Here is a 17,666-nt window from a genome sequence, read left to right as displayed (position 1 = left end):
AAAGGTGGCTCTAAAAGAAATCGTGACTTTCTAAACTCTAATTATTTAGAGATATGAGAAATCAGATCCAGAACTTTGTTTGAATAACCAACTTCGTTATCGTACCAAGCAACTAATTTAACAAAGTTGTCGTTCAGTGCGATACCTGCTTTAGCATCAAATACTGAAGTCAGAACTTCACCGTTGAAGTCAGTTGAAACAACTGCATCTTCAGTGTAGCCCAGAACGCCTTTCAGTTCGCCTTCAGCTGCTGCTTTGATAGCGTCACAAATTTGAGCGTAAGTTGCTGGTTTTTCCAGACGTGCAGTCAGGTCAACAACAGAAACGTTAGGAGTAGGAACACGGAAAGACATACCAGTCAGTTTGCCGTTCAGTTCAGGAATAACTTTACCTACAGCTTTAGCAGCACCAGTTGATGATGGGATGATGTTTTGAGAAGCACCACGACCACCACGCCAGTCTTTTGCAGATGGACCATCAACAGTACGTTGAGTTGCAGTTGTTGCGTGAACAGTAGTCATCAGACCTTCAACGATACCGAAGTTATCATTGATAACTTTAGCTAAAGGCGCTAAGCAGTTAGTCGTACAAGATGCGTTAGAAACGATATCTTGGCCTGCGTATGATTTATGGTTTACGCCCATTACGAACATTGGTGTGTTGTCTTTTGAAGGACCAGTCAGAACAACTTTTTTCGCACCAGCTTGGATGTGTTTACGAGCGGTTTCATCAGTTAAGAACAGACCAGTTGCTTCTGCAACAACGTCAGCACCGACTTCGTTCCATTTCAGATTTGCTGGATCTCTTTCTGAAGTTACGCGGATGGTTTTACCATTAACAACGAGGTGGCCATCTTTTACTTCAACAGTACCGTTGAAACGGCCATGAGTTGAATCGTATTTCAGCATGTATGCCATGTAGTCTGCGTCTAACAGATCGTTAATACCTACGATTTCGATATCTGAACGTTCTTGAGCAGCACGGAAAACGATGCGGCCGATACGACCAAAACCATTAATACCTACTTTGATAGTCATATGTATTCCACCAGCTTTAATTTAGTGAATTAAAAAGTTGCTTCTAAAGTTACCAAAACCGCGCCAATCGTCAAGCGGAATCGTGTCAATAATTGCAAAAAATCAATTAAAAAAACACTTTTCGCTTAAAGATTGGTCGTTTTAGCTAAATGTTACGCTGTGTATTATCGGGATCAACGCCGATAAATGAAGTTACCTTTGCTCCGTTATGTGAAATTCATCACATTTCAAAAACTAAAGATTACTCTTGATGATTTTAGACCATATTTTCCAGATTTGTTGTTAAATCTTTGTTATTATTCACTGTTGTTTTAAAAAGCATTTTTCTGGGCAAGAGGTCGATATGGCAGATAATGAAAAGAAAGTGAATATTTCAAGTAATAACAATCACCTTGATTTATCAACACTCAACGAAATGCAACGTTATGTGACGCAACAGCAAGGCACAGAACCGCCATTTAGTGGTAAATTATTACACAACCGTCAAACAGGGATTTATCACTGTTTATGTTGTTCTGCTCCTTTGTTTTATTCAGATACAAAATTTGATGCAGGATGTGGTTGGCCAAGCTTTTATCAACCTGTTAGTGATAATGCGATTCGCTATATTGATGATTTTTCTCATAATATGAAAAGAACTGAAATACGTTGCCAGCAATGTGATGCACATTTAGGGCATGTTTTTAATGATGGCCCAGCCCCAACAGGGGAGCGTTATTGTGTTAATTCAGCATCTCTTTCATTTACAAATAGTGAAACAGGCGAAAAACAAGCCGGTTAATCTTGTTAAATTAACAAAATAATAACAACTGAAAAAACGATTCAGCCATTTCAAGTGATTATTTAGCTTATGGAGCAATCAATGGAAGTTAATGAACTTATTTCGATGGTAACCCCTGAAATTTATCAGCGTATTTCAACCGCAGTTGAACTAGGTAAATGGCCTGATGGTGTTGCATTGACCGATGAGCAAAAAGAACATTGCATGCAGATTGTTTTATTATGGCAGGCGAAAAATAACCACACACCTGAGCATATGACAGTAGGCACTAATGGACAAATTACCATGAAGAGCAAACAAGAATTAAAAGCTCAGTTTCAATCTGAACGTTTAGCGACGTTAACGCCAATGGATGATGATTAAAACCTGTGTTGAATGGATAGAATAAATATAAAAAGGGGCTATTTATTAACCGAACAGGTTAAAATAGCCTCTTTTTCATTTTATAAAGATAAGGAAAATAACGAACCTATTGATTGTTACGATTAAGCCAATGTGCTGAATCAATTAACGCTGCGCCTTTTGCTCTCATTTCTTCTAATGCTTTTTCGCTATCGTCATCTTGAATATTGACACCGCGACAACCGTCTGTAATGACTGAAACCTGATATCCTAATAATAATGCATCTAGCACTGTGAATTTGACACAGTAATCCGTAGCAATTCCTAAAATATAAAGATGTTTTATATTTAATGTCTGCAAAAGTGTATGCAAACCTGTTTGGTATTCATGGTCGTTATCAAAAAAAGCACTATAACTATCAATAAGGTGATTTTGCCCTTTGTAAATAATATGATTAATCAGTGCTTGGTTTAATTCAGGATGAAATGCAGCGCCATAAGAATTTTGTACACAATGTACTGGCCACCAAACTTGTGGTAATCCATTAAGAGTACCGACCTCTCCCACAACTGTGCCTGAATTTTCAGCAAAGCTAAGATGATCGGCTGGATGCCAGTCTAAACTGGCGATAATAGGATTTTTAGATTGCTTGAAACTATGAATAAGTTGATTGGCTGTTTGTATAACTATGTCGCTTTCATTAACAGCTAATGCACCACCTGTACAAAAATCATTTTGTATATCAACCAATAACAGTGCAGAATTTTTCACCACTTTTACCTTTAGATTAAACTTAGTCGTTATCGTCTAATGTCATTTCACCGCGTAGGTTTTGCTGCATTAGTCGGCAGATTTCAGTGTAATTATATTGTTGGCTAAGGAGATAATGCAGTTTAGTTAATGTTGCTTCAAATGTCATATCAAAGCCACTGATCACTCCAACTTCCGCTAATGCTTGACCTGTTGCATAGCCTTCCATATTCACTCGACCAGAAATACATTGTGTAAGGTTGATAACAACAATACCACGCTCTGTTGCTTCACGTAGGGTAGAAAGTAAAGCAGGGTGTGAGGGTGCATTACCGACACCATAAGAGCGCAATATTAAGGCTTTCACAGGTTGCATCAGGATGTTTTTAACAACTTCATCGGAAAGGCCCGGATAAATTGTGACAACACCGATAGGTTGAGGCGTAATATTATGTGCAGTAAATTCACCATTTCCTTTAGGAAAGGAATTAATTTTAAATTGTTTAATATTAATGCCCGCTTCTAACAGTGGTGCGCTATTCGGCGACGCAAAGGCATTAAAGCCGTCGGCATGTGCTTTTACGGTGCGGTTTCCGCGATACAGGGTGTTATTAAAAAATAGAGCTACTTCATTAATTGGATGATGAGCAGCGAGATAAAGTGCATTTAATAGGTTTGTTTGTCCATCAGACCGTAAGGCTTCTAAAGGAATTTGAGAGCCAGTAACAATAATAGGCTTGCTAAGATTCTCAAACATAAAAGAGAGTGCAGAAGCAGTAAATGCCATGGTATCAGTACCATGAAGAATAACGAATCCATCATAGTTGTGATAATTTTCACTAATATCATCAGCGATGGATTGCCAATCTTCAGGGGTAATGTTTGAAGAGTCGATCAGTGGAAGGTGCTCTTTGATTGTGAAATCAGGCATTTCTTCGCGATGGAACTCTGGCATTTTGGCTAATTGACGTTGCAAATACCCTGATACAGGAATATAGCCGTGTTCAGAATGTTGCATACCAATAGTACCACCCGTGTATACAACGTAGATCGATTTCTTTTGCATCAGACAAAACACTCTTATTAGGCTGTGAGAAATACCTGATTATAGGGAGTTTACAGAATAAAAAAAGGAAAGGATGCTAAAAAAAGAAAATAGAGATTAATGAATATCTGCTTTAAATCATTGTGTTAAAAATACTATTGATAAAAACGGGCAAAAAATATTCGTCAGTACATTATGCCAAATAAAGCCAGAAAAAAAGAGAAAAACACCTGCTCTGAAAGAGCAGGTGTTGAGACAAAAACGGCTATTGAATCTCACCACAAGATAAGCAATACGCATAACGGTTAAGCGGATCATTCATATTGCGATAAAACTCTGTTTGTGATTTTACTTCTCTTAAAACAGGGGCTGGTAAATAAGCTTGTAATGGATCAGGGATAATAGCTTTTGCATTATTTGATAAGCTCATGATTATTTGTTCAGAGAGACTTAATTCTGGCTTCATCCAATCAATAACAGGCTCTTTAATTTTTGCCATTTTAGCAACGGCATCAATGGCATCATCAAAATCACCAAACTCATCGACTAAACCCACATTTTTTGCATCTATTCCTACCCACACTCGACCTTGAGCAATACGATCAATTTGAGCTGGCGTTTTTTTACGAGATTCAGCCACTAAATTAAGAAATGTTTTATAACCACTTTCGATATTCAGTTGTAACAACTCGGCAAATTCTTCAGGCAACTTATTGGTGACAGATAATCCTGCTAAAGGTGATGTGGTGACACCATCGGTATAAACACCAATAGACTCTAGGCTGTTTTCAAAGGTATTAATAACACCGAAAATACCAATAGAGCCCGTTAATGTTGAAGGACTAGCAATAATCTTATTTGCAGGTGTGGAGATCCAATATCCTCCTGATGCTGCTAATCCTCCCATTGAAACAACCACATGTTTTTTCTGTTGTTTAAAGGCTTCAACTTCACTGCGAATTTGTTCTGATGCTGAAACGCTACCACCTGGGCTATTTACACGTAATACAAGTGCTCGAATATTAGGATCTAAACGGGCTTGGCGAATTTGATTTGCAATGGTGGAACCGCCTGCGGAGCCCGGAATGCTTTCACCATCAATAATGGCACCTTGAACAACGACTACGGCAATATTACCTTCATCATTTGCAGGTAATGATGAAGTTAATGTATCGGCATAATCATAAATACTGATATTGTTAAATTGCTTGTTCTCTTTATCCCACTGAAAGGTTTCTGTCATATCAGCTTCAAATTGAGAGTATGAGCTGACAGAATCCACTAATTTACGATTTAGCGCATAAGTTGCGTTATCCCCATCTGCATTGCGTAGCTGTGCAATCATCTCTTTTGCACCTGGGAAAACATCTTCTGTGGTAATGCTACGGTTTTCTGCCACTTGGGTTAAATAAGTAGACCACAGCGCATTAACTAAACGTAATGAAGCTTCTCGAGATTCCGCAGACATACCATTGCGCATTAACGGTTCAACCGCAGATTTATACGTTCCTACGCGGAAAATATGAGTACTTACTTTTAAATTTTCTAACAGTGTTTTGTAATAGAGATTTTGAAAGCCAAAACCATAAACACCCACTGCACCTTGAGGTGTGAGATAAATTTTATCTGCATAAGAAGCGAGATAATATTGCGGCTGACTGTAATAGCCACTCACTGCAAAAATCGGTTTGCCTGTTTTTTTAAATTCAGTAAGTGCCTTACCAATATAATTTAGCGAAGGCTGATCTGCGCCGGCAAATTCATCAAGTTTAAGCACCATACCTTTAATTTTCGGATCTTGAGAGGCTAGGCGTAGCGTATCGACGACTTCAAATAATGAATTTTCTTGGAGCTGGCTACCCGAAACGCCTAAAAGCTCACGCCCAACTTCCCCTAAAGGATTTTGAGTTGCAGTTTGGTCAACAATCACACCTTTAAGATCAACAAGAAGTGCGCCTTCATAATCCATTGGTTTTTGTGCTTCTTTGCTAATTAAGAAAATACCAATGACTACAAAGAGAAGGAAAAAGAAAATAACGTTTAAGATTAATTTTCTGATAAAGTTAATGGCTTGCCAACTGAATTTTAATATTGCGCCGATTAACTCCATAATTTTATTCATATTATCTCCACATCATGTAAAGCTAAAATTTAATCCTAAACAGTCATGCTAGAATTATTGGTAAGCAGGCTACATCTACATAATCTCATACTATTAAAACAAAAAATGTTGTTATCAATAGAGAGAATAGTAATAACAATAAAGGAATATTCTAATATAGCTCTTATTGAATGTCTGTCATTGATTTTTAGGAAACCACTAATGATAACTTTTTGCTTAAGATGTTATTAAGCAGACATTTATCTTACGTAAAAATAGTTAAATAAATTCACACAAAAAGGCATCAAAGTAATATAGAAAATCGTCAAATTAAAAAGAAAAATAGGATCAAAATCAGCTTAAATTAACTTAGTAAGCTAAGATTAATCATTTTATGAACAATAAATTACGATTAAATGACCACACACCTGATTTTTAGAAAAATTCCCGCCTAAATCTGCGGATGGTGGTAATATAACAGTTTGTTATACTGCGAATTGATAAGAACTGTCCATCCCCATAAGAATGGGATCTTGCTAAAATAAAATGCTGACAGGAGAATAAAAATGGATGCATTAACACTGCTTTTGAACCGCCGTTCAGCTTCCCGACTGACTACTCCAGCCCCCGATAATGAAGCCCTCAATACTATTTTACAAGCCGGTATGCGCGCGCCTGATCATGGTGCACTTAAGCCGTGGCATTTCGTTGTGATGCAAAATGAAGGCATTGAACGTTTTAGCCAATTACTACATAAAGCCGCGGTTGTGGGTAATTTAGGGCCAGAAGTTGAAGAAAAAGCAAAAAATGCACCTTTTCGTGCCCCATTGATCATCACGGTCATTGCGAAAGTGAAAGATCATCCTAAAGTTCCTGAATGGGAGCAAGTTGTTGCAGCCGGTTGTAGCGTACAAGCAATGCAAATGGCCGCTGTTGCTCAAGGATTTGGGGGGATTTGGCGTTCAGGCTCTTGGACTCATGATGCAGTTGTAAGAGAAGGACTTGGCTGTGGTGAACACGACCAGATTATTGGTTTCCTTTATTTAGGTACGCCAGCCCTGAAAGCGCCAATGACGGTTTCTCCTGCTGACTTAACTGATTTTGTGACTTATTTTTAAAAAGGATGACATGTTATGTCTGAAGCAATTCGTTTAACACAATACAGTCATGGTGCAGGTTGTGGTTGTAAGATCTCGCCAAAAGTTTTAGAAACCATTTTACATAGCGAACAAGCTAAGTTTCATGATCCTCACTTACTTGTAGGTAATGAAACCAAAGATGATGCTGCTGTTTATGATTTAGGAAATGGTACAGGTATTATCAGTACTACTGATTTCTTTATGCCAATCGTTGATAATCCTTATGATTTTGGGCGTATCGCTGCAACGAATGCAATCAGTGATATTTTTGCAATGGGCGGAAAACCTATTATGGCAATCGCTATTTTAGGCTGGCCTATTAGTAAACTGGCACCTGAAATTGCACGTGAAGTGATTGAGGGTGGTCGAGCCGCTTGCCAAGAAGCAGGCATTTCACTGGCTGGTGGTCACTCAATTGATGCGCCAGAACCTATTTTTGGCCTTGCCGTAACAGGTGTCGTGCCTGTGAGCAAAGTGAAGAAAAACAGTGAAGCTAAAGCAGGATGTCAGCTCTTTTTAACTAAACCTTTGGGTATTGGTGTATTAACAACGGCTGAGAAAAAAGGTTTGTTAAAACCAGAGCACCAAGGTTTAGCGACAGAAATTATGTGCTGTATGAACAAAGCAGGTGCAGATTTTTCTGATATCGAAGGTGTTACTGCAATGACCGACGTGACAGGATTCGGTTTGTTAGGGCATTTAAGTGAAATTTGTGATGGTTCTGGTGTACAAGCCACCATTCACTTTTCACAAGTACCAAGATTGCCAGAAGTAGAGTCTTATATTGAACAAGGCTGTGTTCCTGGTGGTACAGGCCGTAACTTTGAAAGTTATGGTCATTTAATTGGTGAGATCACTGAAATGCAACGTAAATTACTCTGTGATCCGCAAACATCAGGTGGCTTATTATTAGCTGTATTACCTGAAGCTGTGGAACAGGTTAAAGAGGTCGCTGCTCGTTTTGATATTGAACTAACCTCTATCGGTGAGTTAACTGAGCCAGTGGCAGGAAAAGCGTTGATTGAAGTGACTAACTAACGTAATGAGATTATTTATTGCAGAAAAACCCAGCCTTGCTCGCGCTATTGCTGATGTATTGCCAAAGCCCCATAAACGGGGCGATGGCTTTATTCTTTGTGGTGATAACCAGTATGTGACGTGGTGTGTTGGTCACTTACTTGAACAAGCTGAGCCGGATGCATACGACCCGCGGTACGCCCGCTGGTCGTTAGATGATTTGCCCATTATTCCTGAAAAATGGCAACTTAAGCCCCGAGCTGATGTTAAAAAACAGTTAGAAACCATCAAAACACTACTTAAGCAGGCAAAAGAAGTGATCCACGCGGGTGACCCCGATCGTGAAGGTCAGCTCTTAGTAGATGAAGTACTTAACTATTTAAACATCAGTGAAGAGCAACGAAAACAGGCGCGTCGTTGCTTAATTAATGACTTAAACCCAGCGGCAGTGACGCGAGCTATTGATAAGCTACGTTATAACCATGAGTTTGTACCATTGTGCGTATCTGCTTTAGCGCGAGCAAGAGCAGATTGGCTTTATGGTATTAACATGACTCGAGCGTATACGCTATTAGGTCAGCGTAATGGTTATCAAGGTGTATTGTCAGTAGGGCGAGTACAAACGCCAGTATTAGGCTTAGTGGTTCGGCGTGATGAAGAAATTGAAAACTTCGTTCCTAAAGATTTTTTTGAAGTTAAAGCACATGTTGTAACACCTGCCGATGAACGCTTTACCGCGATTTGGCAACCAAGTGAACATTGTGAACCTTGGCAAGATGAAGAAGGGCGATTATTAAATCGTAAACTTGCAGAGCATGTTGTTGATAGAATTCAAGGCAAGCCAGCGAATGTTACGGATTACCAAGATAAACAAGAGTCTGAAATTGCCCCATTACCCTTTTCGCTTTCAGCGTTACAAATTGAAGCGGCAAAACGCTTTGGTTTAAGCGCGCAACAAGTCTTAGATACATGCCAGCGTCTGTATGAAACGCATAAATTAATTACTTATCCGCGTTCTGATAGCCGTTATCTTCCTGATGAACATTTTGCTGGCCGCCATGCTGTTATTAATGCGATCAGCACACATGACGCAAGCTTATTACCGCAAGATACTCTAGATATTGATAAAAAGAATCGTTGTTGGGATGATAAAAAAGTGGATGCTCACCATGCGATTATCCCAACAGCAAAAACGGGCAATATCTCATTAAGTGAAAATGAGAAAAATATTTATTATCTCGTGGCTCGCCAATATCTAATGCAATTTATGCCTGATGCTGTTTATCGTAAATGCGTTATTGAACTTGATATTGAGAATGGCAAGTTTATCGCTAAAGCGCGTTTTTTAGCGCAAGCAGGATGGCGAGTTTTATTAGGTGCGAAAGAGCAAGATGCTGAAAATGACGGCTCTGCATTACCAATAGTGGCTAAGGGTGATGAACTGCTGTGTGAAAAGGGAGAGATTGTTGAAAAGCAAACGCAGCCTCCAAGACCTTTTACTGATGCAACATTACTTTCAGCTATGACTGGAATTGCGCGCTTTGTTCAAGATAAAGAACTTAAGAAAATCCTAAGAGCAACGGATGGATTAGGCACTGAGGCGACAAGAGCGGGAATTATTGAGCTGTTATTTAAGCGTGGTTTTTTGCAAAAGAAAGGGCGAGCCATTAATTCAACCCCAGCGGGTAGAGCATTAATTCATGTATTGCCAGATATGGCAACTTTACCGGATATGACTGCACATTGGGAATCGATACTCACGCAAATTAGTGAGAAGCAATTTAAATATCAAGATTTTATGATGCCATTAAATAACACCTTGATAGAGTTGATTACTCAAGCGAAACGTCGTCCAAATATTCAAGCTTTCAGAAATCTTCCCGCACCCGCGCATAATAAAAAGCGCAAGACAGCAACTAAAGGAAGTAACAAAGCAAGCCCCGCGAAAAATAAAGCGCAGAGTAAAGAAACAACTACTGATAATTAAGTACAAATAAAAAAGCACTTCCTTTATTATTTAGGGAAGTGCTTTTACTGAATTAAGATTTTATCTGATTAGATTTTAAATTCAGCCCAAACTGGTGCGTGATCAGAGGGTTTTTCCATTCGACGGATCTCGTAATCAATTCCTGTTGAAATACAATTATCCGCTAAGCAGCGACTTGCTAGAAGTAAGTCAATGCGTAAGCCTCGGTTATCATCAAACCCTTTAGAACGATAGTCAAACCACGAGAATTTATCATCAGTTTCAGGATGTTGTTGGCGGAATGTATCTGTTAATCCCCAACCCATTAAGGTTGCCAACCATTCACGCTCTTCTGGTAGGAAAGAACATTTACCTGTTTTTAACCAACGTTTCATATTATTTTCGCCAATGCCAATATCTTTATCTGTTGGGCTAATATTTAAATCACCCATAATAAGTACTGGAGAGGTTGGTTTTAAGCTGGTGGCTAGGTAATTTTGCAGGTCAGCATAGAATTTTTCTTTTGCTGGAAATTTAGTTTCATGATCACGGCTTTCGCCTTGAGGGAAATAACCGTTCATAACTGTTAATAAACCCGCTGGTGTTTCGATATCTGCCATGATCATTCGACGTTGAGCATCATCGTCATCGCCAGGAAAGCCTTTACGTACTGCGACAGGTTTTTCTTTTGTGAGTAAGGCAACTCCATAATGCCCTTTTTGACCATGATAGAAAACATGATAACCCAAGGCACCCACCGTATCTAATGGAAACATATCATCATGAACTTTCGTTTCTTGAAGCCCAATAACATCTGGCTGATGTTTTTCTATGATAGCTTCAAGTTGGTGAGGACGAGCGCGTAAACCATTAATATTGAAAGAGACAAATTTCATGTGACTGTAACCATTTATATATTGAATAATAGGATGTCTTATACTAGCAGGATCATAAAATGAATGTAAGCAAATCACTGAAATGATGGCACAGCTTATCAAGAGAAAGATAAAATGAGATAAAAAATAAAGGCCATTAAATAAAGCGCGCTAATTTAATAAAAATAATTAATTGCATAACAAAAAATATTAATTAAACAAACTAGAAACATAAACTAATCTTTGATAGAAGAATATAAGTATTATTATTCTTTATATGTGAAGAATGATGACATAATAAAAATAATATTGTAGTTATAAATTGTATTCATTAAAAGGAGGTAAAAGAATATTTATATAAGACTACTTTTATATAAAATTAATTTTTAAATTAATTAATCACTATTTTATTTACATTAAATGAATCAATGAAATTATTTTATTCTACACAGCAAAGGAATGGTGAATTATGTTTTTTTCTCGTAAGTTAGAAGCCTTTATGGCCGTAGTCGAAAATGGCTCGTTAAGTAAAGCGGCGCGGGTGATGAATCGCACGACACCTCCCGTCGCTAAATCTATCAAAGACTTTGAAGCCGTGTTAGGAAAGCGTTTATTTAAGCGAGAGAAGTTTGGCATGAGTTTAACCCAAGAGGGGCTTGAGCTTTATAATGATTTGAAATCGCTCTATCTTCAGGAAAAAGAGATAACTAAAAAACATATCTCGGGGATTATAAATAATAGCATTCATGTTTATTATGATTGGGGAAAAAGTCAGTATTTAACTCAGTTTTATCAAGCAGCAAATAAAAATTATTCCCATATAAATATAATGCGATTTTCAAGAGAAAACTTTGAAGAAATACCCGACTATGATGGTAATACATTAATATTAAGTTCTGATAAAATTATTAGTGAAAAATTTAGTCTTCTTCATAAAATAGAAAATAAACACTTGGGTATTTGTTGTCAAAAAACACTCGTGAATAATGTGAATAATAATATTGATAGGCTTTTAAGTGAAAATATTTGGTTATGTGATCCGGCATTATACAAAACAGCTAAGATAAAAAAACTAGAGAGTGAAATTGGGAATAGAGGAAAGGCAGTGTGTGTCAGAATAATGGATGATCTTAATTGCTGTTTACGTTTTATTCAAACGCATCATTCTCTTTTATTAACAGATGAAAACCCATTGAAAAGTGAGTATGAAGCAGATTTATGCTTTATACCATTAACTCAGCCTGAAATTCAGTATAGCTGTTATATCTATAAATCTAAGTATCATTCAAGTGTATTGAATCGATTTTTGGATTTAATTGATAAAATGGAATAAAAAGAATTTTTTTGGGTAAAGCTAAGAGGAGATGGTGGTGGGAGAAGGATTCGAACCTTCGAAGTCTGTGACGGCAGATTTACAGTCTGCTCCCTTTGGCCGCTTGGGTATCCCACCAACATTAAATTGTTTTGCTGTCCGTGACAGCGGGCGCAATAATACCAAATACCTGAGATCTGTAAAGCGCTATTTTACTAAAAATAGACTGACTGCTGTAAAATTGTGCGCATCGTTCAAGCTTTATGCGCTATCGTATTGATTTTAAGCAATATCATCTCTATTAATAAGAGATAAAAAATAAACCGCGATATGCAATATATCGCGGTTTACCTTCAGATAGTCACACTGTTTGCGTTATTAGTGACAGAAAACTTATAAAATGATTGTTCTGTTACCGTAAACGAAGACACGTTGTGAAAGTACCCAATATAAAGCATGGCTAAGAACATTCTTTTCAACATCTCGACCCGCTCTCATCATATCTTCAGCAGAAAACGTATGGTCAACATTAATCACATTTTGAGTGATGATTGGGCCTTCATCTAAATTATCATTTACGTAGTGTGCTGTTGCACCAATGATTTTCACACCGCGCTCATAAGCCTGATGGTAAGGGCGTGCACCAATAAAGGCAGGTAAGAAAGAGTGGTGAATATTGATAATTTGATTTGGGAAGTTTTGTACAAATGCAGGTGTTAATACACGCATGTATTTTGCGAGTACAACATAATCAGGTTTGTATTGATTAATTTGTGCAATTAACTTTTCATCATGTTGATCACGGGTTAAGCCTTCATGGCTAACAAGATGGAAAGGAATACCAAATTGTTCTACTAAATGTTTTAACGTATCGTGATTACCAATGACGGCGGCAATTTCTACATCCAAATCACCAAATGCACTTTTCATTAATAAGTCACCCAAGCAGTGTGCTTCTTTTGTCACCATAATGACAATGCGACGACGGCCTGCGGTATTTAATTCACGTTTTGAGCCTTGTGGTAAGGCATCATCTAAATCGGCAAGAAAGGTTTCATCATTAAAGATACCTTCAAGCTCGGTACGCATAAAAAAGCGACCTGTACGATGATCAACAAACTCACTATTTTGAACAATATTTAATTGATGTTTGTAGCAAATATTCGTGATTTTAGCGATAAGTCCTTTTGCATCAGGGCAAATAGTACGCAGTATTTTTTTTTGAGTATTTTGGTGTTGCATGTATGGATAAATCCTTTCTTTTACTTCTGTGTTTGCAGTTATTTGATGTTATTTTCACAACATTTTTTGTATTTACGTCCTGAACCACAGGGGCAGGGATCGTTTCGTCCCACTTTCGGTTTCACACCGTCAATATAAAACCAACAGTCATCTATTTTTAGAAAACGAGAGCGTTCATGTAAGTACTGTTTATCATCGGCATTTCTTTCAATAAAGCAAGCCGAGAATTCAACATATGCCTCATTTTTATTTGTGCTTGCTTGCGATGAGATAACATTGAGTCCAAGCCATTGTGTATTTGGAAAGCCAGAAACTAATTCATCATGCAAGGAGACAACACGGCAAGAGGGATGCCACGTCTTTATTAAGTAATCAGCATTATGTTTAACGAACGCACTATAACGCGAACGCATCAATGCTTCTGCTGTTGGGGCGTTTTTTTGACCTAAATGGTAAGGCTCACAGCAATTCGAGTAGAATAATTGGCTATTGCAGGGGCATAAACTTGACAAAATAATGTCCTAACTCACGTTATCAGTATGACGATTTCCCATAGATTGAAAAAAGTAATGATTGGGAATAATTAACGTCAATGTTGAACTAAACTAATAATGTAGCGCTAATTAATCAGCATGTGAAACGATAGTTATCGGAGTCACCAATGAACAAAGCCTTAGTGGGTAAAAAAATCTTAATAATTGATGATGAGGTCGTTTTTCGCACCATGTTGACGGAATATTTCTCACATGAGAAGGCTTGCGTTTATACAACAGATAACGGTAGCCAAGCATTATCTTTATTAGAAGGGGGATTGCTTCCTGATCTTATTTTATGTGATATCCGTATGCCAGTAATGAATGGCCCCACTTTTTTATGTCATCTTGAACAACGTAAATTGGCTATTCCTGTTATTGCTATTTCATGCACAGATAATATGGCTGAAGTAGATGATATGTTGCGTTTAGGGGCACAAGAGATTTTTCTTAAGCCAATAGCACATCTTGAGAAATTAAAACAAAAAGTCATTGAAGTATTATGCCCTGGTTTTTTTGAATCAGTATTAATAGAAGGTATACATTTAGAACCACTTTGGAATAGCTTACGAAAAGATACCCATTATATTCAATCGTTCATAAAACAGATGCAACCACAGGTTAAGCAGATTGTTGCGGGATATTGTGTTAATTATCGTCAATTAAATGATATTGCTAAAATGGGTTTATTATTTGATATTGCGGCTTTATCCGAAGATCAAATTATCTTCTATTGTGTCGATATATCGAGAGATGATGAAAATGGGCTTTTGGTCGCTTTACTCTTACGGGTTGTTTTTAATGATGTATTAAAGTCATCAGAAAAAATACGATCTTTACCAAGTATGTATAATATGTTGAATAAACTAAATAAAATGCTTAATGAGATTGGGGTGAAAGGGCAATTCCCTATAACGCTAGGATATTATCATACGCAGAAAAAAAATATATTATTAGCCTCGGCGGGTTTAAAAGCTGAAATAAAAACAGAAAGTAAAAAATTTGAATTAAATAGCGGTGTTCCCTTAGGTACATTGCAACTTTTATATATTAATCAAGTAAAATGCGAGGGAACAAATTGGCAATGTAAAATTTGGGATAACACAAACCAGATTAAATTAATGTTTTCCCCTATCTATAAAAGTTAAATTTAGATTAAATAAAAACAGAATATCGTGCATATATTAAACATAAATGAAGAACTATCTCAATTAACGGGTAGGACTCTGTTTATCCTTAGATATTAGCTGGTATACTCTGGCGATTATTTTTAATTGTACCCATTCACATCTGAAAGTAGAACGGTACGAATTGCAGGAGAAGTATAATGTCATCAGCAGTGCGTAAAGTTAGAAAAGCGGTGATCCCTGTTGCTGGATTAGGAACACGAATGCTACCTGCAACCAAGGCAATTCCAAAAGAGATGTTGCCAGTGGTTGATAAGCCTCTTATTCAATATGTGGTGAATGAATGTATTGCCGCAGGTATTAATGAAATTGTACTTGTTACACATTCATCTAAAAATTCAATTGAAAACCATTTTGATACAAGTTTCGAATTAGAAGCAATTTTAGAAAAACGAGTAAAACGCCAGTTATTAGAAGAAGTACAAGGCATTTGCCCAAGCCATGTCACTATTATGCAAACTCGTCAGGGAATAGCGAAGGGATTAGGTCATGCCATTTTATGTGCTAAGCCATTAATTGGTGATGAACCTTTCGCTGTTATCCTGCCTGATGTTATTTTAGATAGATACAGTGCTGATTTAACGAAAGTTAACTTAAAAGAGATGCTTTCTCACTTTGAGCGTTCTGGCGCAAGTCAAATCCTTGTTGAGCCTGTTCCTGAAGATGAAGTCTCTAATTATGGTATTGTTGATTGCATGGGTGAAAACTTATGTCCAGGTGATAGCAAACCAATTACTCGTGTTGTTGAAAAACCTAAGAAAGAAGAAGCACCTTCGAATTTATCTATCGTAGGGCGTTATGTGTTATCTGAAAGTATTTGGCCACTATTAGCGAAAACAGCACCTGGTGCTGGAGATGAAATTCAGTTAACGGATGCGATTGCAATGCTGATTGAAAAAGAAGCTGTTGAAGCTTATCACCTACAAGGGAAAAGCCACGATTGTGGTAATAAATTAGGATATATGAAAGCCTTCGTAGAGTACGGAATACAGCACGAAGAGTTCGGTGAAGACTTTGCACAATGGCTAAAATCATTAAAGATATAGTGAAATAAAGCCCATTAATAATCATTTATATGGTTAATCTCATTGTATAATTCCTATAAATGAATGATGCATAATAAGCTGATACTTTATGGGAAATGCTAGATAAAGTGATTGTAAGAGATTAAGGTATGGCTCAATGCATTTAGTATTGAGCCATGTTGATTTCTGTAATGTATGACGATGTTAAGCGTTATGATGTTTAATCTAGGTGATATTAAGCATGATAGCGTTGACATGAAAAATAAATTATTGGGTTATTGAGTAATAATATGAAAATATTGGTAACAGGTGCTGCGGGTTTTATTGGCTATCATATGAGCCAGCGTTTAATCGAGATGGGTTATCATGTTGTCGGAATAGATAACCTGAATGATTATTATGATGTGCGTTTAAAAGAAGCTCGATTAGCTAAATTACAACAGCTAGAAAAATTCCATTTTGAGAAACTTGATATAGTTGACTCAGCAAAAGTGGCTCAATTATTTGCATCACACCAATTTGACCGAGTTATTCATTTAGCTGCTCAACCAGGTGTTCGCTATTCAATTGAAAACCCAATGGCATATATTGATGCGAATATTGTTGGGCATATTAATATATTAGAAGGATGCCGCCATAATAAAGTCGGACATCTTATCTATTCCTCTTCAAGCTCTGTTTATGGTTTAAATCAGAAACAGCCTTTCTCAACAGAAGATAGTGTTGATCACCCTGTTTCATTATATGCGGCGACAAAGAAAGCCAATGAGTTAATGTCTCATAGCTATTCACATTTATATCAATTACCAACAACAGGATTGCGTTTCTTTACGGTATATGGTCCTTGGGGACGTCCTGATATGGCATTATTTAAATTCACCAAGGCAATGCTAGCTGGTGAACCTATTGATGTTTATAACAGTGGAAATATGACGCGTGATTTCACTTATGTCGATGATATCGTGGGATCTGTTGTTCGATTAGTTAATGTTGTACCAGAGGCAGATGAAAACTGGACAGTAGAGAAAGGTGAAACGTCTTCAAGTTCTGCACCTTATAAAATCTATAATGTGGGTAATGGGCAACCAACCAAATTGATGGCATTCATTGAAGCGATAGAAAAGTCATTAAATATTAAAGCTAAATTGAATTTAATGCCAATGCAAGATGGTGATGTGCTTTCTACTTGTGCTGATTGCCAAGACTTGTTTGAGACAATAGGTTTCTCGCCGAATACCGAAGTAGAATATGGCGTAAAACAGTTTGTTGATTGGTATTTAAGTTATTATAAAAATTAATAATATTAGTTTAAT

16 protein-coding genes and 1 tRNA gene are annotated in these 17,666 nt (G+C 37.3%); 9 read left to right on the top strand and 8 right to left on the bottom strand.

Annotated features, from left to right (window positions below):
• Positions 1–41: 41 nt before the first annotated feature.
• Positions 42–1,037 (bottom strand): glyceraldehyde-3-phosphate dehydrogenase, encoded by a 996-nt coding sequence (gene gapA, locus F1325_RS10660; protein WP_109372088.1) that lies wholly within the window; start codon positions 1,035–1,037, stop codon positions 42–44.
• A gap of 343 nt (positions 1,038–1,380) precedes the next feature.
• Between gapA and msrB the strand changes: the two genes are divergently transcribed.
• Complete coding sequence (gene msrB / locus F1325_RS10655; RefSeq protein ID WP_109372090.1) at positions 1,381–1,818, top strand: peptide-methionine (R)-S-oxide reductase MsrB; 438 nt, start codon at positions 1,381–1,383, stop codon at positions 1,816–1,818.
• A gap of 81 nt (positions 1,819–1,899) precedes the next feature.
• Positions 1,900–2,181: a YeaC family protein gene (locus F1325_RS10650; RefSeq protein WP_036912841.1), complete on the top strand. Its 282-nt coding sequence runs from the start codon at positions 1,900–1,902 to the stop codon at positions 2,179–2,181.
• Positions 2,182–2,287: 106 nt separating this feature from the next.
• Here F1325_RS10650 and pncA read toward each other — a convergent pair whose 3' ends face one another.
• The 3 genes from pncA to sppA all read right to left on the bottom strand — a co-directional run bounded on the left by pncA (position 2,288) and on the right by sppA (position 6,078).
• Positions 2,288–2,932 (bottom strand): bifunctional nicotinamidase/pyrazinamidase, encoded by a 645-nt coding sequence (pncA, locus tag F1325_RS10645; protein WP_109372092.1) that lies wholly within the window; start codon positions 2,930–2,932, stop codon positions 2,288–2,290.
• Between the two features lie 22 nt (positions 2,933–2,954).
• Positions 2,955–3,977 carry an asparaginase gene (gene ansA / locus F1325_RS10640; RefSeq protein WP_160230422.1) on the bottom strand — a complete coding sequence of 341 codons (1,023 nt, stop codon included), beginning with the start codon at positions 3,975–3,977 and terminating at the stop codon, positions 2,955–2,957.
• A gap of 244 nt (positions 3,978–4,221) precedes the next feature.
• Complete coding sequence (sppA, locus tag F1325_RS10635) at positions 4,222–6,078, bottom strand: signal peptide peptidase SppA (RefSeq protein WP_109372096.1); 1,857 nt, start codon at positions 6,076–6,078, stop codon at positions 4,222–4,224.
• Between the two features lie 545 nt (positions 6,079–6,623).
• Between sppA and F1325_RS10630 the strand changes: the two genes are divergently transcribed.
• From F1325_RS10630 to F1325_RS10620, 3 genes are read left to right on the top strand one after another with little or no spacing between them, the layout of a single operon-like run.
• A complete protein-coding gene (locus F1325_RS10630; protein WP_088495359.1) occupies positions 6,624–7,175 on the top strand; it encodes an NAD(P)H nitroreductase in 552 nt (183 codons plus the stop codon).
• Between the two features lie 15 nt (positions 7,176–7,190).
• Complete coding sequence (selD, locus tag F1325_RS10625) at positions 7,191–8,234, top strand: selenide, water dikinase SelD (protein WP_160230421.1); 1,044 nt, start codon at positions 7,191–7,193, stop codon at positions 8,232–8,234.
• 4 nt (positions 8,235–8,238) lie between these two features.
• The gene (locus F1325_RS10620) at positions 8,239–10,200 is read left to right on the top strand and encodes a DNA topoisomerase III (protein WP_160230420.1); all 1,962 of its coding nucleotides are present in this window, start codon (positions 8,239–8,241) and stop codon (positions 10,198–10,200) included.
• Positions 10,201–10,268: 68 nt separating this feature from the next.
• Here the strand turns inward: F1325_RS10620 and xthA are convergent, their stop codons facing one another.
• Positions 10,269–11,075: an exodeoxyribonuclease III gene (xthA, locus tag F1325_RS10615; protein ID WP_160230419.1), complete on the bottom strand. Its 807-nt coding sequence runs from the start codon at positions 11,073–11,075 to the stop codon at positions 10,269–10,271.
• 448 nt (positions 11,076–11,523) lie between these two features.
• On the opposite strand from xthA, the gene F1325_RS10610 reads away from it, so the two are divergent.
• Positions 11,524–12,387, top strand: coding sequence for a helix-turn-helix domain-containing protein (locus F1325_RS10610; RefSeq protein WP_109372104.1), 864 nt, complete (start codon positions 11,524–11,526; stop codon positions 12,385–12,387).
• Positions 12,388–12,419: 32 nt separating this feature from the next.
• Here the strand turns inward: F1325_RS10610 and F1325_RS10605 are convergent.
• From F1325_RS10605 to F1325_RS10595, 3 genes are all read right to left on the bottom strand, one after another.
• Positions 12,420–12,504 (bottom strand) — tRNA-Tyr (locus tag F1325_RS10605).
• A gap of 255 nt (positions 12,505–12,759) precedes the next feature.
• Positions 12,760–13,608 (bottom strand): formyltetrahydrofolate deformylase, encoded by an 849-nt coding sequence (gene purU / locus F1325_RS10600; protein WP_069368973.1) that lies wholly within the window; start codon positions 13,606–13,608, stop codon positions 12,760–12,762.
• Positions 13,609–13,646: 38 nt separating this feature from the next.
• On the bottom strand, positions 13,647–14,120 hold the full coding sequence (locus F1325_RS10595) for a YchJ family protein (protein ID WP_109372106.1): 474 nt from the start codon (positions 14,118–14,120) through the stop codon (positions 13,647–13,649).
• Between the two features lie 149 nt (positions 14,121–14,269).
• On the opposite strand from F1325_RS10595, the gene rssB reads away from it, so the two are divergent.
• The 3 genes from rssB (at position 14,270) to F1325_RS10580 (ending at position 17,651) form a co-directional block, all read left to right on the top strand.
• On the top strand, positions 14,270–15,289 hold the full coding sequence (rssB, locus tag F1325_RS10590; RefSeq protein ID WP_160230418.1) for a two-component system response regulator RssB: 1,020 nt from the start codon (positions 14,270–14,272) through the stop codon (positions 15,287–15,289).
• A gap of 179 nt (positions 15,290–15,468) precedes the next feature.
• Complete coding sequence (gene galU, locus F1325_RS10585; protein ID WP_109372110.1) at positions 15,469–16,374, top strand: UTP--glucose-1-phosphate uridylyltransferase GalU; 906 nt, start codon at positions 15,469–15,471, stop codon at positions 16,372–16,374.
• A 269-nt stretch (positions 16,375–16,643) separates the two neighbouring features.
• The gene (locus tag F1325_RS10580; protein ID WP_109372112.1) at positions 16,644–17,651 is read left to right on the top strand and encodes an NAD-dependent epimerase; all 1,008 of its coding nucleotides are present in this window, start codon (positions 16,644–16,646) and stop codon (positions 17,649–17,651) included.
• Positions 17,652–17,666: the final 15 nt, after the last annotated feature.

This window comes from Proteus columbae (genome assembly GCF_009914335.1).
GTDB lineage: Bacteria > Pseudomonadota > Gammaproteobacteria > Enterobacterales > Enterobacteriaceae > Proteus.
Note: the sequence above shows the minus strand (reverse complement) of the source record. Positions and strands in the feature narration are given on the sequence as shown.

What these genes read in the sequence shown, in the direction of transcription:
- gapA (WP_109372088.1), bottom strand. Translation starts at nt 1,037, where the DNA reads ATGACTATCAAAGTAGGTATTAATGGTTTTGGTCGTATCGGCCGCATC.
- msrB (WP_109372090.1), top strand. Translation starts at nt 1,381, where the DNA reads ATGGCAGATAATGAAAAGAAAGTGAATATTTCAAGTAATAACAATCAC.
- F1325_RS10650 (WP_036912841.1), top strand. Translation starts at nt 1,900, where the DNA reads ATGGAAGTTAATGAACTTATTTCGATGGTAACCCCTGAAATTTATCAG.
- ansA (WP_160230422.1), bottom strand. Translation starts at nt 3,977, where the DNA reads ATGCAAAAGAAATCGATCTACGTTGTATACACGGGTGGTACTATTGGT.
- sppA (WP_109372096.1), bottom strand. Translation starts at nt 6,078, where the DNA reads ATGAATAAAATTATGGAGTTAATCGGCGCAATATTAAAATTCAGTTGG.
- F1325_RS10630 (WP_088495359.1), top strand. Translation starts at nt 6,624, where the DNA reads ATGGATGCATTAACACTGCTTTTGAACCGCCGTTCAGCTTCCCGACTG.
- selD (WP_160230421.1), top strand. Translation starts at nt 7,191, where the DNA reads ATGTCTGAAGCAATTCGTTTAACACAATACAGTCATGGTGCAGGTTGT.
- F1325_RS10620 (WP_160230420.1), top strand. Translation starts at nt 8,239, where the DNA reads ATGAGATTATTTATTGCAGAAAAACCCAGCCTTGCTCGCGCTATTGCT.
- xthA (WP_160230419.1), bottom strand. Translation starts at nt 11,075, where the DNA reads ATGAAATTTGTCTCTTTCAATATTAATGGTTTACGCGCTCGTCCTCAC.
- F1325_RS10610 (WP_109372104.1), top strand. Translation starts at nt 11,524, where the DNA reads ATGTTTTTTTCTCGTAAGTTAGAAGCCTTTATGGCCGTAGTCGAAAAT.
- purU (WP_069368973.1), bottom strand. Translation starts at nt 13,608, where the DNA reads ATGCAACACCAAAATACTCAAAAAAAAATACTGCGTACTATTTGCCCT.
- rssB (WP_160230418.1), top strand. Translation starts at nt 14,270, where the DNA reads ATGAACAAAGCCTTAGTGGGTAAAAAAATCTTAATAATTGATGATGAG.
- galU (WP_109372110.1), top strand. Translation starts at nt 15,469, where the DNA reads ATGTCATCAGCAGTGCGTAAAGTTAGAAAAGCGGTGATCCCTGTTGCT.
- F1325_RS10580 (WP_109372112.1), top strand. Translation starts at nt 16,644, where the DNA reads ATGAAAATATTGGTAACAGGTGCTGCGGGTTTTATTGGCTATCATATG.